The sequence below is a fragment of the Marinibium conchae genome (genome assembly GCF_015595035.1).
Classification (GTDB): Bacteria; Pseudomonadota; Gammaproteobacteria; order Enterobacterales; family Alteromonadaceae; genus Glaciecola.
Map to the genome: position 1 here is coordinate 1,499,388 of NZ_JADNRN010000001.1, position 16,752 is coordinate 1,516,139.

At 43.2% G+C, this 16,752-nt stretch carries 12 protein-coding genes; 4 read left to right on the plus strand and 8 right to left on the minus strand.

Going from position 1 to position 16,752, the window contains the following annotated elements:
• Positions 1-81: 81 nt before the first annotated feature.
• Both ISG33_RS06375 and ISG33_RS06380 read right to left on the minus strand, forming a co-directional pair.
• A complete protein-coding gene (locus ISG33_RS06375; RefSeq protein ID WP_195732654.1) occupies positions 82-1,881 on the minus strand; it encodes an acyl-CoA dehydrogenase C-terminal domain-containing protein in 1,800 nt (599 codons plus the stop codon).
• Between the two features lie 52 nt (positions 1,882-1,933).
• Positions 1,934-4,060: a 3-hydroxyacyl-CoA dehydrogenase NAD-binding domain-containing protein gene (locus ISG33_RS06380; protein ID WP_195732655.1), complete on the minus strand. Its 2,127-nt coding sequence runs from the start codon at positions 4,058-4,060 to the stop codon at positions 1,934-1,936.
• A gap of 340 nt (positions 4,061-4,400) precedes the next feature.
• On the opposite strand from ISG33_RS06380, the gene ISG33_RS06385 reads away from it, so the two are divergent.
• Positions 4,401-5,165 carry an SDR family NAD(P)-dependent oxidoreductase gene (locus tag ISG33_RS06385; protein ID WP_195732656.1) on the plus strand — a complete coding sequence of 255 codons (765 nt, stop codon included), beginning with the start codon at positions 4,401-4,403 and terminating at the stop codon, positions 5,163-5,165.
• Between the two features lie 256 nt (positions 5,166-5,421).
• Positions 5,422-5,781, plus strand: a complete 360-nt coding sequence (locus ISG33_RS06390) for a DUF3718 domain-containing protein (RefSeq protein ID WP_370545304.1) — start codon at positions 5,422-5,424, stop codon at positions 5,779-5,781.
• A gap of 112 nt (positions 5,782-5,893) precedes the next feature.
• On the opposite strand, the gene ISG33_RS06395 is transcribed toward ISG33_RS06390, so the two are convergent.
• Genes ISG33_RS06395 through ISG33_RS06410 form a run of 4 tightly spaced genes read right to left on the minus strand, consistent with a single transcriptional unit; the run spans position 5,894 to position 9,884 of the window.
• On the minus strand, positions 5,894-6,868 hold the full coding sequence (locus ISG33_RS06395) for an NADPH:quinone oxidoreductase family protein (protein WP_195732658.1): 975 nt from the start codon (positions 6,866-6,868) through the stop codon (positions 5,894-5,896).
• A gap of 1 nt (position 6,869) precedes the next feature.
• Positions 6,870-7,931, minus strand: a complete 1,062-nt coding sequence (locus ISG33_RS06400) for a phosphotransferase family protein (protein WP_195732659.1) — start codon at positions 7,929-7,931, stop codon at positions 6,870-6,872.
• Entirely contained in the window at positions 7,932-9,155 is a 1,224-nt protein-coding gene (locus ISG33_RS06405) for an acyl-CoA dehydrogenase family protein (RefSeq protein ID WP_195732660.1), read from the minus strand.
• Between the two features lie 57 nt (positions 9,156-9,212).
• On the minus strand, positions 9,213-9,884 hold the full coding sequence (locus ISG33_RS06410; protein ID WP_195732661.1) for a histidine phosphatase family protein: 672 nt from the start codon (positions 9,882-9,884) through the stop codon (positions 9,213-9,215).
• A gap of 249 nt (positions 9,885-10,133) precedes the next feature.
• Here ISG33_RS06410 and hemN point away from each other — a divergent pair, with 249 nt between their 5' ends.
• Positions 10,134-11,504, plus strand: a complete 1,371-nt coding sequence (gene hemN, locus ISG33_RS06415; RefSeq protein ID WP_195732662.1) for an oxygen-independent coproporphyrinogen III oxidase — start codon at positions 10,134-10,136, stop codon at positions 11,502-11,504.
• Here hemN and ISG33_RS06420 read toward each other — a convergent pair.
• Positions 11,501-13,915 carry a zinc-dependent metalloprotease gene (locus tag ISG33_RS06420; protein WP_195732663.1) on the minus strand — a complete coding sequence of 805 codons (2,415 nt, stop codon included), beginning with the start codon at positions 13,913-13,915 and terminating at the stop codon, positions 11,501-11,503. The two genes, hemN and ISG33_RS06420, sit on opposite strands and share 4 nt — an antisense overlap.
• Before the next feature lie 191 nt (positions 13,916-14,106).
• On the opposite strand from ISG33_RS06420, the gene ISG33_RS06425 reads away from it, so the two are divergent.
• Entirely contained in the window at positions 14,107-14,517 is a 411-nt protein-coding gene (locus tag ISG33_RS06425) for a hypothetical protein (protein WP_195732664.1), read from the plus strand.
• A gap of 20 nt (positions 14,518-14,537) precedes the next feature.
• On the opposite strand, the gene recD is transcribed toward ISG33_RS06425, so the two are convergent.
• Positions 14,538-16,751, minus strand: a complete 2,214-nt coding sequence (recD, locus tag ISG33_RS06430) for an exodeoxyribonuclease V subunit alpha (protein WP_195732665.1) — start codon at positions 16,749-16,751, stop codon at positions 14,538-14,540.
• Position 16,752 lies beyond the last annotated feature (1 nt).

Consider the following 16,752-nt stretch of genomic DNA (forward strand, 5'->3'; position numbering starts at 1 on the left):
CAGGCCTGAAAACAAAAAAGCGAAGCTCTCGCACAACGGGAGCTTCGCTTTCAATTTGATTTTCTCAATGCTTACCAATAACTATCCATGAAAGAAATTGTCTGCATCCATTTGCATTAAGTTCTCAGATCCGGAATTAATTGCTGAAACAAGAGAGCGTGTGCGCGTAAGCATTCTATCAAAGTAAAACTGAGCTGTTTGCAATTTAGACTGATAGAAGTCAACCTCACTTGTTCCTTCATCTAATTTTTGCTGAGCTACTACCGCCATTTTTAACCAGAAATAGCCCACGGTCACATAGCCAGAATACATTAAATAATCAACCGATGCGGCTCCAAGCTCTTCTGGATTATTGGCTGCTGATAAACCAATATCTTGGGTCATCTGTAACCATTCGTCAACGTGCGACTCTATAGCGTTAGACCAGTGGTTGAACTGACTATTGTCACGAATTGATGCACAATACTCTTTGATTTCTGTTGTGAAGACTTTAAGCAATTCACCCTTAGACCCCATTATTTTGCGTGCTAATAAATCTATTGCTTGAATGCCTGTTGTACCCTCATACATTGTGCAAATACGTGTATCACGTGCCAACTGTTCCATGCCCCACTCTTTAATGTAGCCATGCCCACCATACACTTGCATGCCATAACTTGTCGTTTCTTGCGCTGTTTCAGTCAAAAAGGCTTTTACTATTGGTGTTAATAAAGCCAGTTTAGCTTCCGCAATTTGCTTTTCTGCTGGATCTTGTGAATATTGAGTTACGTCCACCATTTGCATGCAATATATCGCCAATGCTCGATTGCCCTCTCGAAGCGCTTTCTGGGTGAGTAACATACGACGAACGTCAGGATGCACGATGATTGGATCGGCAGGCCCATCAGGATTTTTAACACCTGTTAGTGAACGGAATTGAGTGCGGTCTTGAGCATAGCTTAACGCACCTTGAAAAGCTGCCTCGGTGGCAGACAAGCCTTCGACACCTGTTCCTATTCGAGCCATATTCATAAACACGAACATACAGTTCAACCCACGATTTGGTTCGCCAATCAATATGGCATTGGCTGCATCAAAGTTCATCACACAGGTTGCACTGCCCTTAATACCCATTTTGTGTTCGATTGAACCGCATTTCACCGTATTTCTATCAGTGATATTTCCATCAGCATCCACATTAAATTTGGGCACGATAAATAAAGAAATCCCTTTGGTACCTTTGGGTGCATCGGGTAAACGCGCCAATACAATGTGCACAATGTTGTCGGACATATCATGCTCACCAGCAGAAATAAATATTTTGGTACCAGTAAGCTTATAAAGCCCGTCTTCAGCAGGCTCGGCCTTACACTTAAGCATCCCCAAGTCTGAGCCACAATGCGGTTCTGTTAAACACATTGTGCCTGTCCAGCTACCCTCAACTAGTTTTTCTAGGTAAACCTTTTTCTGCTGCTCAGTACCATGAGCTTTCAGCGTCTCCATGCAGCCTTGGCTCAAACCTGGATACATGGCCCAGCTATGGTTTGCCCCTGAAAACCACTCGGCCATCGATGTAGATAAAGAGTATGGAAGCCCTTGACCACCAACTTCAATAGGATGAGACATTGAAGGCCAGCCGCCCTCAACGTACTGCCTGTAAGCTTCCTTGAAACCGGTTGGCGTTGTGACCTCACCGTCTTTCCACGTACACCCTTCGTCATCACCCACGGCATTGAGCGGTGCGAGAATGTTTTCTGCAAACTTAGCCGCCTCTGAATAGATTGCGCGCACTAGGTCGTCGGTGGCGTCTTCGAAACCAAGCTTTTGATAGTGCTTTTCAAACCCGAGTAACTCATTGGTTACAAATAAAGTATCACGTTGTGGGGCTTTGTAATTCTGCATATATTCCTCTACTTTCGATAATATGAACGCTACAGCTCATTTCGATATAAAATTATGTTAATGACGAAAAGCTTTTGCCTTCGTTCGCCAATTCTTCTAATAAACTCGATGGCTCGAACCAATGTTGTCCGTATTCTCCAAGTTCGTTTTTGTAATGATTTAGTCTGTCGCGTATTACATCGAGACCAATTTCATCAGCGTATTTCATCGGCCCTCCTCGGAAGACAGGGAAACCGTAGCCATAAACGTAGATCACATCGATATCACTCGATTTCGCTGCAATCCCTTCTTTTAATATGTCGGCCCCCTCGTTGATTAAGGGGTAGATACAACGTTCCAAAATCTCTTGGTCACTAATTTCTCGCTGCACTATGCCTAATCGAGCGGCTTCCTGCTTTGCTATTTCTAGTACTTCTGGGTCAGGAATAGGCTTCCTGCTGCCGGCTTCATAAAGATATGCTCCTTTGCCAGCTTTGAGGCCATTTCTCCCCTGCGCGACGAGTTTATCGGCAACGATGCAATAGCTAGGATCGTGGGAAATGAAATCTCTGCGTGATTCACGCACAAAGAAACCGATATCGAGGCCTGCCATATCACCCATCGTGAAGGGCCCCATTGGTAAACCAAATTGCCCTATGACTCGATCGACTTGTTCCGGAGAAGCGCCCTCGAGCATCAGTCTATTAGCTTCACGCCCATAAGGCTCAATCATTCTGTTGCCAACGAAACCAAAACAAACACCAACAAGAACACCCACTTTTCGAATCGTTTTCGCAAGCTTCATCGCGGTTTTGATCACATCATCTGCGGTTTGTTTGCCGCGCACTATTTCAAGTAACTTCATGACATTAGCGGGCGAGAAGAAATGTAATCCAATCACATCTTGAGGCCGGCTGACAGAAGATGCGATCTCGTCTAAATCTAAAGTTGAGGTATTTGATGCCAATATAGCACCGGATTTGCACACTTTGTCGAGTGCCCCAAATACTTCTTTTTTCACCGACATTTTTTCAAACACAGCTTCGATAACCAAGTCGACATCAGATAAATCATCGTAGGATGTGGTGCCTGTTAATAAGGCCATCCTTTGTTCAACTTGGTCGCTGCTTAACTTTCCTTTCTTAGCTGAGTTTTCATAATTACGTCTGATTAGCGCTAGGCCTTTATCAAGCGCCTCTTGCTTAAGCTCTAATATCACAACGGGTATACCGACGTTGGCGAAATTCATTGCAATACCGCCGCCCATAGTACCTGCACCTATAACCGCGACTTTATTTACGTCCCGGGCTTTTAGGTCATTAGATATGCCCGACACATGTGATGCCGCGCGTTCTGCAAAAAAGAAATGCTGTTGAGCGCGAGCTTGTGGCGTTTTCATACACTCCATGAAAAGTTCAGCTTCGCGCTGCAGACCAGACTTAAAATCGAGGGTATATGCCGACTCGACCGCTTTCACACAATGACCAGGCGCAAAATAGCCTTTAGTTTTTAAAGCAACACCCTTGGCATATTCTGAAAATAGAGCCTTCGTTTTATCATCAAAACTGAGGTCGATATCGCAAACGCGTTTTGCTGGTAAGTTCTCATTTACGATGTTATCAGCAAAAGCCTTTGCTGCCTGCTCAAGCTCTTGAGGCGTATCAACTATCACGTCGAATACCTTGGGAAGTTTGGTCACCTTGGTTGGTGCACCACTTACAATCATATCAAGCGCAGTTTTTGCATCAGCTAATCTTGGCAAACGCTGTGTGCCGCCGGCACCAGGCAGTATGCCTAAATGTACTTCTGGAAGTCCTACCTTATTAGCAGCATGCGATATTCGATAGTGACATGCCAACGCTAACTCAAGACCTCCGCCAAAGGCATTGCCATTCACAACAGCTATTACAGGCTTGGTAGACTGCTCTATTACATCGAGTACCTCTGGCAACATTGGGGAAAGATCACCACCGCTGAATTCTGAAATATCGGCACCTGCGGAGAATAGCGGAAGCTCAGAGCTAAGCACTATCACTTTCACATCTTCGTCAGCTAAGGCCTTGTTGATGCTATCAATTAAGCCTACTCTCAAGGCTTTTGACAAAGCATTAACGGGTGCACTGTGCATAGCTATAGAAGCAACAGTAGCATGAGCACTGTAGCTAACCACAGCCGAAGCATTTGACTTAGATTCAGACATAACTTTCCCCAAATATAAAATTGAAAGAATAAGATATGACAAAGCCTTGTATCAGCCCACTTTATTGATTTTATAAATCAGAATAACTACAACTAATCCGACCATTGATGTCTGCTACCAAAATACCCTTCAGGCTTTCGCTTTTAGAAGACAGCACCGTCCTTAGCAATATAGTTATACATTGAGAATCTAAATAGTCTTTGTAATCTTGCTTCACTATACTGAGCTACAATAAATTGAATTTACAATTGATTAACATTGCTATCGGCTTCAATAAAACGCCAAAATCAACAAATTCATAGCCTTAATACCAACTAAAAATAAAACACAAGGAAACTTCATGGATAGCTTATTAGATTTCACCAATAAAACAGCAATCATCACAGGCGCTGCCAATGGTTTTGGTCGCCTATTGGCAAAAGAACTTAATAAACGCGCTTGCAACTTGGTGTTGAGCGATATTAATCAGGCTGGACTTGATGAGACCTTAGCCACGTTAATGCAGCCAAATAACGCTAGAACACTTGTCGCCGACGTGCAACATGAATCTTCAGCTAAAGCGCTAGTTGAACTTGCTTGTAGCGAGTTTGGCCAACTTGACATCGCGGTTAATAATGCAGGAATCGCACATGAAATGGCCGCGACACACGAACTCACTGAAGAAATATTTGATCAGCAATTTGCGGTCAATGTAAAGGGGGTCGCTTTTGGAATGAAATACCAAATTCCTGCCATGCTTAAAGCGGGTCATGGACATATTCTTAACGTGAGCTCTCTGGCTGGACTAGGAGGTGCACCAAAAGCCGGCGCTTATGTTGCTGCAAAACATGCTGTGGCAGGAATTACTAAAACAGCAGCCGTTGAATACGCACGCTATAATATTCAAACAAACGCCATATGCCCGTTTTTCAGCCCAACAAATATAATGGACGTTGAAGGCCTTAACTCTGAAGAAATCAGAGCAACACTTGCCAAGGGCACGCCAATGAAAAGGCTCGGAGATCCCCAAGAAATGGTCAATGTAATGCTTCTATTATTATCGCCCGGCAATACGTATATGAATGGGCAAACAATAGCTGTTGATGGCGGGGTCACGTCCTGGTAGGGCTGCAGAGTGAACGTTTAAAAAAATAACAAAATCATACTAAATTACAAGTAACAAGCCCTAGAGCTAAGTTATTGTTTAATATAACCTTATATATTACTAAAGGATCATATTGGTATTACTTAAAATACCTTAGTATTCTATAAGGCAGTGAATCGTACTACACTTAAGTCTATATTCGCACCGTTCCCAAAACGAAACAGAGGTGTAAATCATGTTGAAAATGAAACTATGCGCTCTAGCAGTACTCGTTCCAATGGCTTTCGTGTCAACCCCGGCCAAAGCTAGCGATGATGTCACTGCTGCGCTATCAAATATATGTAAGATTGTGGTCGCCGACGACAAAAGTGAGCTTCGCAAGAAAATCAAAGTCGTGCAATCCAACTTTAGATTAAAGCTCAAAGATTATTACGAAGGCGTAAAGTGCAACGGCAACAGCATGATACGTGCCGCTGTTCTAAATAACGCGGTTGAAGCTGGTACCTTGCTAGTCAAGAAAATGCCAAAGAAAAATCTACAACAACCTGAATCCGATGGTAAGACACTTCAAGCTTGGATATCAGAGCAAGGTCTTTCTGATAATCCTATCGCAGCGGCGCTTCAGGATAGAATTTAAGGGAAGCTATGTTAATCCCTCCATATTGAAAACTTTCAACATGGTAGGCGGGGGAAACCTTGCCACTTAGGCGACTCGTCGAGAGTCGCCTTTTTTATGAGCTCAGTAAAAACTAAGGAAGTAAGACTATCTTTCCTTTGACTTTTCTATCTGTGACTTTTGCGATTGCTGCTATTGCATTTTGTAGCGGAAATGCCTCATCGATAACAACCTTCACTTTGCCCTGAGCACACCAAGTTAATAGTTCTTTCATATTCGCCATAAAATCATTGGGTTGATGTTGAGTAAAGGAACCCCAGAATACACCAACAACAGAGAAGCCTTTTACTAAAGCAAGATTAACAGCAAATTTGGGAATTTCGCCACCAGCAAATCCAATGACCAATAAACGGCCATTCCAAGCCATTGAACGTGCGCAAGTGTTAAACATATCGCCGCCTACACACTCGTACACAACGTCAACCCCTTTGCCGTTAGTGTGTGATTTTATGGCAGCTTTGAGGTCTTCTTTTTGATAATTAATGCAAATATCAGCCCCATTTTCTTTTGCAACATCACATTTGTCATCTGTTGAACATACCGCTATAACGGTTGCGCCCATTAGCTTACCAATTTGAACTGCCGCTAGGCCAGTGCCACCAGCTGCACCTGTTACCAGCAAAACATCGTCCTTACTCAAATTTGCACGCTGTTTTAAAGCATGGTGAGCCGTAGCGTGAGCTGTGACTAAGGCAGCAGCTTGATCTAAAGGAATAGTATCTGGAATCGGAACAACGTGGGTCATCGGCAGGGCCACTTTTTCAGCATAACCTCCCAACATACAAAGGCCGATCACCTTTTGGCCAAGTTTAAGGTGCTGAACGCCCTCGCCTATTTCGGCAATCGTACCAGCAACCTCACTCCCGGGAATAAAGGGCAAGTCGGGTTTCATTTGATACAGCCCTTGTACTAAAAGTGAATCAGGAAAGTTAACGCCTGCTGCAGCAACATCGATGACCACCTGTCCTTTGCCTGCTATTGGAGCATCACGGTCTTCAAACTTAAGCTCACTTACCGGAGCAAATTCATTACATACTATTGCTTTCATCTTAATCCTTTTCTTTAAGCGCCGTTAGCGCAAGTGTAGATAGTGGTTTTAACAATGCTTCTAGCTCCAGTGCTTTGGCATTTGATGCATTGCCATCTTTAGCTCGTTTAACAACGCCTTGTACAATAGAAAATAGGCGAAAAAAGCTAAATGCGATATAGAATTTCCAATTAGGAATCATATCTAAATCCATACGCTTGCAATAGCGAGCCACATATTCTGCTTCAGAGGGGATGCCTAATGCGCCTCTTTCGATCGAGCCTAAACCAGGTACATTGCCCATATTTGATGGCAGACGCAATTGCATACACTGATAAGCTAGATCTGCATACGGATGCCCTAAGGTTGATAATTCCCAATCCAATATCGCGATCATTTGATGACAACTACTGTCAAAAACAAAATTATCCAATCTAAAATCACCGTGTACGATACTTATTTTACCATCGTCATCAGGAATATTGTTGCTGAGCCATTTCATTAGCGAATCTGCATCTTTGTTGTCTTCGGTTTTCGATGCAATGTATTGCTTGGTCCAACGGTCGAGCTGGCGTGAGAAATAGTTCCCAGGCTTTCCGTAGTCAGCTAAACCTAAGTCCTGCGGATTTAATTGATGCAGCTTCGTCAGCGCTAAGTTCATTTGGTCATATATTTCAGTTCTCGACACCTTGGCTTGCTCTGTTCCGTAAAGTTCATCAAAAGTAGGCAATGCAGCATCCCAATAAATACTTCCTTTTACGAAGCTCATTATGCAGAACTGGCTACCAATCACTTGTGTATCGTTACAAAGATGAACGGCCGAGGGAACAGGCACTTTGCTATTGTGCAGAGCAGAGATAATACGAAACTCTCTATCGACGGCATGAGCCGATTTAAGTAATTTGCCTAGAGGTTGGCGACGCAACACAAACTCGCCTTGGTCTGAGCAAAGCTTAAAAGTGGGGTTTGATTGCCCACCAGAAAACTTTTCGATGCTCACAAGCCTGCCTATTTCTACAGCTTGCTTATCAAGATAAGCTTGGAGCAGAGCTAAGTCGGGTTGAATGTTATGAGAAGCTGCCATTTATGCTTTTTTCTCAGCTTGCTGCTTTACTAGGTTTCTACCCAATTGCATCATGTGCACTTGGTCTGGGCCATCAGCCAAACGTATCGTTCGGGCATAAGCCAGTGTCGCGCTTAACACTGTGTCTTGAGACGTGCCCATTGCACCATGCATTTGAATTGATTCATCGATTACTTCACATGCCATTTTAGGTGCAACAATCTTGATCGCTGCGATAATATTCTTAGCCACTTTATTACCGTATTTATCCATATGATCAGCCGCCTTCAATGTAAGTAAGCGCGCCTGTTCAATTTTACAATACATGCTAGCGATGCTTTCGCGCACCGACTGCTGTTTGCTAAGTGGTTGACCGAAAGCAATACGTTGCTCTACACGTTCGCATGCCATATCAAGCGCTCGTTGGGCACAGCCAATCAGGCGCATACAGTGATGAATTCGACCCGGGCCCAAGCGTCCTTGTGCTATTTCAAAGCCCTTTCCTTCGCCCACCAGCAAGTTAGCTGCTGGCACTCGAACGTTCTCAAATAACACTTCAGCATGACCAACAGGCTCATCGAGATAGCCCATTGCAGACATTGGACGAACTACCGTCACACCTGGATGATCAAGTTCAACGAGTATTTGCGATTGTTGCTGATGACGAGCTGCCGATGGATCTGTTTTGCCCATCACCACCATTATTTTGCAATTGCGATTCATCGCACCACTGGTATACCATTTACGACCGTTAATAACGTAGTCGTCACCCTCTTTCACAATTGAAGTTTCAATATTAGTAGCGTCAGACGAAGCCACTTCCGGCTCTGTCATGGCAAATGCAGAGCGTATTTCACCGTTGAGTAGTGGCACTAGCCATTTAGCTTTTTGTTGATCATTGCCGTATTTCGCAAGTACTTCCATGTTGCCTGTATCAGGGGCACTGCAATTGAATATTTCTGATGACCACATCGACCGCCCCATGATTTCGCACAAGGGCGCGTATTCTAAATTACTTAAACCCGCGCCATGCGGAAGATACTCTTCTGGTAAGAATAAATTCCACAGCTTGGCCGCTTTTGCTTTTTCCTTTAGTTCTTCCATCAGTGCCGGAGTTTGCCAAGGATCGTCACTAGCGTGCACCATCTGGTGATACTTTTCTTCATTTGGATAAACATGTTCATCCATAAATGCGTTTAATTTCGCGATGCGTGCTTTGGTAGAGTCGCTGTAATCAAAATTCATATTTGTGCCTCATTTACATGGTTCATTCAGTCGTACCGAGTTTGCTGTTCAATGTAATTAGCTATAGCTAATTAATTTCTCACGTTCTGGTGTATCGAGGTGCCCAACATTGTTAAAGCTAGCCAGTTGCATGCCTTGCTTGTTAAAAAAGAAATGGCTAACACTTGTATTTTTTATTTGTAAATTAACATTCACTGTATTTTCTACACTCAAATTCAACATATTCATCATCGCCATAGCGATAGCGCCGCCGGAGCTTGCTACAAGCACTTTCTTGTATGGGCTTGCGCATAGATTGTCGACTGATTGTTGAACTCTGCCCCTAAACTCCTGCCAAGTCTCCGGCAGCCCATCACCAAGCTCCTGTTTTGACCAAGCATACATCGCTACTTTCAACAGTCGATAGAAGACTGCTCTCGGCGCATCATCTTTTGGTTTTTCATTTGGATGTAAACTAATATATGCCTTAACTACCGCGCCAAAATCAAACTCATTCCAGCCAGCGTCAACCTCTTGTTCAAGATTAGATGCTAAGCCTTGTTGAATGCCGTCAGCCGTTTCTTTGTGCCGCAACATGCTGCCGGTAATGATGTGGTCAAAATGAGTATTCCGTTCAAAAAAGTATTGACCTAGCAATAAAGATTGCTGCTGACCTAACTCGCTTAACTTGTCGTAATCGGCTGCACCAAATGACGCTTGGCCATGACGAACGAGATATAGCTGCGCCATTGAGTGATTCCTCTAAAGATGCTGCTTATTGCAAGCATTAACTGTAAACAAAATGTTATTGTGTTTGAGGTCATAAGTGTAATTGATTGTAGTGATATAGCTTGATTAGCCTGCACTATTTGTCCAGTTAAAGGAGTTTAGCTAAACGATAAGTCGCAAAAAGCTGTTTGAGATCAAAGTTCGTTTGCCATTGCGCCCTTATACTAGCGCCATATAGATACTCGATTAGCAACAATAAGGTAATGGTGAATGGCAGCTTTAGACTACTTTGATAAGAAAATACTCTCGAAATACAATACAGCAGGCCCACGTTATACATCATATCCGACAGCCCTTGCGTTCAATGAGCAGTTTTCCGAGTCGAACTTTCAAGAGCTTGTTATTAATATGCATGATCAAGCTCTATCGCTGTATATTCACATTCCATTTTGCCACTCCCTTTGTTATTACTGCGGCTGCAATAAGATAGTCACCAGACACAAGCACAAGGCCGACCAATATCTCGAGTACCTTTTCAAAGAAATATCCCATCGAGGCGAACAGTTCTCATCGCAAAGAGTGTCGCAGTTGCACTTAGGTGGCGGTACGCCGAGCTTTCTTAACCGGCCACAACTCGATGCGCTAATGACTCACTTACAGAATAATTTCAATTTTTGCGAGGAGTTTGAGGCGGGTATTGAAATTGACCCACGTAATATTGAACTAAGTTACGTCGATGATCTTGCGAATGTTGGCTTTAATCGTCTAAGTATTGGTGTGCAAGACATCGATGCGCAAGTTCAGGAAAAAATTAACCGTGTTCAAAGTACAGAATTTATCGAGCGCTTGGTTGAGAGAGCTAAGCAATTCTCCTTCAAATCGGTAAACCTTGATTTGATTTACGGCCTTCCCCTTCAAACTGCCGACACCTTCTCTAAAACACTGGCAAAGGTAATTAAAATAGACCCCGATCGTATTTCTTTATTCAGCTACGCGCATCTTCCAAGCCAATTTGCTGCACAACGCAAAATAAAAGATGAGTGGCTACCAACAGCCCACGCCAAGTTCGATTTACTGCGCATGGGCATCGATGCTCTTACTGAAGCGGGATACGTTTTCATCGGTATGGATCATTTCGCCAAACCCAATGATGAACTCAGTAGAGCGCTTAAAGGTGGTTATCTGCATCGCAATTTCCAAGGTTATACGCCAAAGCAGCACTCTGCTTTGCTTGGTCTTGGTGTGTCATCTATTAGTAGTGTTAATGGTTTTTATGCGCAAAACGAAAAAGACCTGCAAGGCTATTACAAGATGATCAACACTGCGTGCTCAGCTATTGTAAAAGGCGTAACACTGACTGAAGATGATAAGGTACGACGTGCTGTGATACATGGTTTGATGTGTAACTTTACTTTGCAGAAAAAACATATCGAAGAGATTTTCAACATCGATTTCAACAGCTACTTTGACGCTGAGCTACGTGACCTACAGAGCTTTGTGGAAGATAAGCTTGTTAGTATTGATGATAAGCGCATAACGGTAGCACCCAAAGGAAGGATGCTAGTCCGTAATATTTGTATGAGCTTTGATCAATATCTAAGCCAGCCCGCACATCAAATGCGCTATAGCAGGGTCATTTAAATGGGTGAGCCCGGTGGCAATTGTTTTACTGCAAAACTGCCTAGCCATACGCCGGTTTGCCAATAATGAGCAAGATACTGTTTAAGCACCTTAGCTTGTGGCTTACGATCATTCTTTTCTAAGTAACGCTGATAGTCTAATAACTGGGCTTGCATTGATAGTTTTAACTCAGGGGCAAGCTCATCAGAGGCCATAGCATCGAAATAAATACTCAAAGCCGTTTGTCGAATGCGCTGCTCGAGCACGTCATCTGACCAGGTTTTAATCAAAGTATCAAATACCTGCTGAAAGACTTCCTCGGGGCTTGGGATAGTATTGTCTTGATTATGCTGATACGCGAGTCTGTTAAGGCGAGTTGGTTCAAGGATCTGATTCACAGAATACCCCGAAGCTGCCTCAGCCGCACTGATCGCGTCAAAGGCAATTCCCATGCGCCCGTTTGTGCTTTCCCGTGTTCGATTACTACCATAAGCTTTAGGGGTAATAAGTGCGTTAAGTGAAGCAGGTATTCGCAGATAGTCTGCACTTGCACTTTGAAGCATTAGCTCAAGGGCTTGATGTTGCTTTTTACCTTCAACAAAACGAATACCTTTTGGAGCATCTTTCCCTTTCACCTCATAGTAATAGTGAACACCTGATAGTTGCTTCACCAGAGCATTTAACTGAAAGCGATGAGAATAGTAGATAGGTACAAGTCGTTCTTCAAGAGAAGATAAGGCGTCACCAATGGGAAGTGAATTTACACCGAAGTTCTCTAGTGCAACTTTTCGCACTTCACTAAGGCGTTGAAACTCATCGATTGCATCCCTGCCGTTATCCCATAAATGGCCGTCTGCCGACGCTCTTTTGGAAATTCTTGCATCTGGATCAGATTTATATAACAGGCCTTTGCGTTGTGTTGCTGCAACGAGCTCTGCTAATTCTATTGATTCATCAACTCCCGCTGGAAAGTCTTGGTAGCCATACTGTACGACGTACTTATCCCACTCACCAATACCTTTATCGTAAGCGTTTTTAAATACGACTTTGCCTTTCTCCAACTCGAACAGGGGGTGAGGATAGTCCATCACAGATGCTCTGTTGTTTTCGCTCGCTGCAAAATTATGCGCTATTCCTAGTGTGTGTCCAACTTCATGCGCTGATAATTGACGAATACGGTCCAAAGCCATGTTTTTATGCGTACTGATATCACTATTTTCGGTATCAAATGGACTTGTCATGCCAAGGGCAATTAAATAGTCTTGTCTGACTCTTAAGGAGCCTAAAGTCACGTGCCCTTTTATTATTTCACCCGTGCGCGGATCGATGACAGAACTTCCGTAAGACCAGCCCCGCGTTGCTCTGTGTACCCACTGAATAACGTTATATCTTACATCCATAGGGTCTGCGCCCTCGGGCAGAACTTTTACTTGAAAGGCATTTTTGTAACCTGCTGCGGCAAACGCTTGATCCCACCAAAGCGCACCTTCACGCAATGCTGTCATCACCGGCTCGGGGATCCCTGGGTCAAGATAATAAACAATAGGTTCAACAGCTTCGCTAATTTCTGCCTCAGGATTTTGCTTCGCTAAGCGATGACGAGGAATGAAGCGTTGCTCCATATTTGCTTCAATTGGAACGGAATAATCCACAAAACTGTGTTTCCAAAAGCCAGAGTAAGGATGAAATACACGCGTTTCATAATTATCATCTGGCAAGGCAATAAAGGAATGGTGCAAGTGCACCGTCACACTTTTTGCGTCGGGCGCTACTTGTCGAATATATTGACCTTGAGGCTGTCCGGCGAAAGTAACAAGCGCCTCTAGCTCGGTATTACTTTGAAAGCTTTTTGTTTTCGGTAAGTAAACACCCGAACGAGAACTGTCGAGCGAATAACCACCCTGCCCGGTACGACTTAGCGTACTCGACACACCGTGGATATCAGAAAGAAGAAATGCAGTATAATCAATAAAAATGGTTGGCACACCGTTCGCATCTAAAGATTCGTTCGCAATAGTAAAGCCTGCGATAACAGAATCTGCAAAAGCTTCATCAATACTCTGACGCTCCGCGGCATTTGTTGAACTCGCTCTATAACCCGTATTCAATTGTTTGAGTAACACTTTATTGCCAAAACGTTCGAAAGTAACCAATCGAGTATCACCCAACTGGCCGCGATCAAGGCCAATATCATTCGAGCCAACACCTTGTGGTAAACTGCTTTGAAATATCATTTGTTGCTGAAATTGCGCTGGTTTCAAACCCAGATAGACTTTGTCTTCAGTTTTGTCGTAATAAAGGTCAATGAAGCCTTCTTTAATAGTTTTACCGTCAAAAAATGCCGCAGAACTTTTTTGTGCCGCAAACGCAGACAACTGGCTCATCGTTAGCAGTAAAACAAACATCAGCCCGCTTTTAACACTTAATTTCATTTATCACATTCCTTTATTAGATTTGCTCTTACTAATTAGACCTATATTGATCTGCATCACTGCTTTTTTATAGATTATGTTCTACATTATCGGCATTATCAAAAATACATGTTAAACCAATCATCGGTGGTTTGGGCTCTACATATCGGCTTCCCTTTCCTCACCAATTAAAAAAGAGCAGCCTAAAGTAAATGTCATTACCAGAATCTCGTGTTACGGAACTGAATACAAAGCAAGCAACGGTGCTCTCTTTAGTCGCTGATGCCGACACGAAAATTACGCTTTCTGATCGACCAGTATTTGGTGTTTGCTTAACCTTCAGAGAAGATATTTGTGCTCTTGAGGGCTCAATTGTTTATCCTAAACAGGTTATTGGTTGGATTGACTATTCAGCGTCAAGCAAGCTAGCTTGTTTGCATCAACACCAGTACTTCGACGCACAGCAATTCATCAATATAGACAGTAACGAGATATCATTCTTGCAAGCTGTGAGAATACATGAAGTAAATCGTAATTTGAACAATTCCAATCAAATACTCACTTTCTCAATTGTGAGAAGTGCTTTTAATAATACGCTGACACAACTTAATCGTAGTGAGTAAACAGTCTGTGGTTTTCGCGATTAACACTGTGTATTTGGATGCAACTTTTCGATTAAACCACTCGCTCTGTAGTCAGAATGCGCACAAGCGCTTAGAAAAAGGTCTTGATTACTTATCAATCTGACACTCGTTCTTGCTCGAGTGACCGCCGTATACAACAATTCTCGACTTAAGTAAGCTTTGTCTTTATTCGCCAATACAATATCAACATTATCAAACTCGCTGCCTTGTGTTTTGTGAATAGTCATCGCATAAACTCGGTGATAATTTGGAAGCGCTGAGAGGCTTATCGACCTCAGGTCGTTTTTAATACCTTCTTTTGGCGATGTTACGGCGAACCAAGCTTTCAACACAGCGTTGTCATCTGGCCAGATTATACCGACATCACCATTAAAAATATTCAGGCGATAGTCGTTCTGCACAACCATAATGGGTAGGCCACGATATACCCCACCCTTAACAATATGAGAATGGCTTTTTGACATTGTATTTTCAATTTCATTATTCAATGCATGGGTGCCAAAAGGACCCGTATTTGTTGCGCTCAAACACCTATATCTCAGCAGTTCTTGCAGTGCGTCCTTTACCGTATCACAGCCAAATACCCTCTTATAATGAGTCGCAACAGAAGCATAAAAAGCCTCGCTTAGTTCGAAGTTATTGACATAGCAAGATTGGTCAATCATCACTGCTGCGCGATCGAATTCACCTTGTCTATTTTGTAAGTCATTCATTGAAGCAAAAATAGTCCTAATGCTATGTATATCGTTTGTCTGAATTGCTTGCGAAAACTCGCTTATCTCAGAGTTAGAACGTCGGCTTTGTTGTAAGAATGTAACGTGATTATTGGCATTGTCGGCATCTTTAGCCCCACCATCACATGCTTGAATAAGCAATGATTGGAGAGCGTCAATATTGGCCTTATCTGAGTGAAGCGTTGAACATAAGCTGATTAAACGCTTGATATGTGCATGAGAAAACTGGTTGCGACGCGACACCGTAGTCTTTTTTCCCTGCCATGGACCAGCCACTAAATCACTGAGCACAGAACCACTCTCAACTGATGGCAATTGGTTTGCATCTCCAAGCAGCAAGAGTCGTGTGCCTTGAGGCAAGGCACGAAGTATTTTAGTCATCATCGAAACATCTAGCATTGATACTTCATCAATTAACAAAATGTCGCAGTTAAGTTGGCGTTCGCTATTAAATTTGGGAGCACTGTTGCCCCAGCCAAGTCCTATCATGCGATGCACTGTTACGCTTTGCTTTTGCTTATCTAAGCTATTTACTAGAGGTAATAAAGCACTAGCGGCCTGAGGATTTGCCTCGATCATCGACCTAAGTTCTAAAAGTTCCTTCTCAATAGACTCTTGCAAACGCTGAGCGGCCTTGCCAGTAGGAGCAGCAAGCATAATGCTAGCCTCGCCACTCCCACGCAAACTATGCACATGAAGCAAGGATAACAACACTCGGGTTGCGGTGTAGGTTTTACCGGTGCCAGCACCGCCGCTAATAATAGACAGTGGTGATAGCAGAGCATTAAATACTGCGAGCTCTTGCCAATTAATTGCCTCTGATGAAAATTGAAACAAGTGGCTCCAAATTTCAGACAAATGCATGCTTAACTCATCTATTGAAGTCGAATCAGCTTCTTTTGCAGATTCGAGGGAACGCCTAACAAATCGAGCGCATTCCTGCTCGTAGCACCAAAGTCTTGACATAAATAACTTATGATTGATTTCATCAAAAATAAGATAAGCCTTACTTTGTTTATCAGTTGAATACGCGCTTTGCTTGCCAGCAATCATTAGTATTTCACCAGCGACCTCGTTACTCTCGCTTACCGCTATCAATAATGCAGATAATGCGACTTTCTCTGGGAAGAAATACCCTCCGGAATCTTCATCTTCATTATTTTGATGAACATCGACAGCTTCGTTTGGCATGTCGGAGGCTTTGACAGTATCGCCCCGACCTACTTTCCATAGACATTGCCCTGCAAGCCAACCAAGATCGAGGCAACTATGTCCTTGGCGCTGAAAAAAAGACAAGGCTAGGAATAAATGAAAAAGAAGATCAAGTTCATCATCACCTCTTTTAATGTCGCTCGTTAACAGTAAATTTACCATCCTAAGCGCAAAGAAGTAATCTATGGCTTCCACACCTTGTAATACTGATTGGCAATGACCACTAGAGTAATAAGGACTTGCTGAGCTTTGCATTTTTGAAAACATC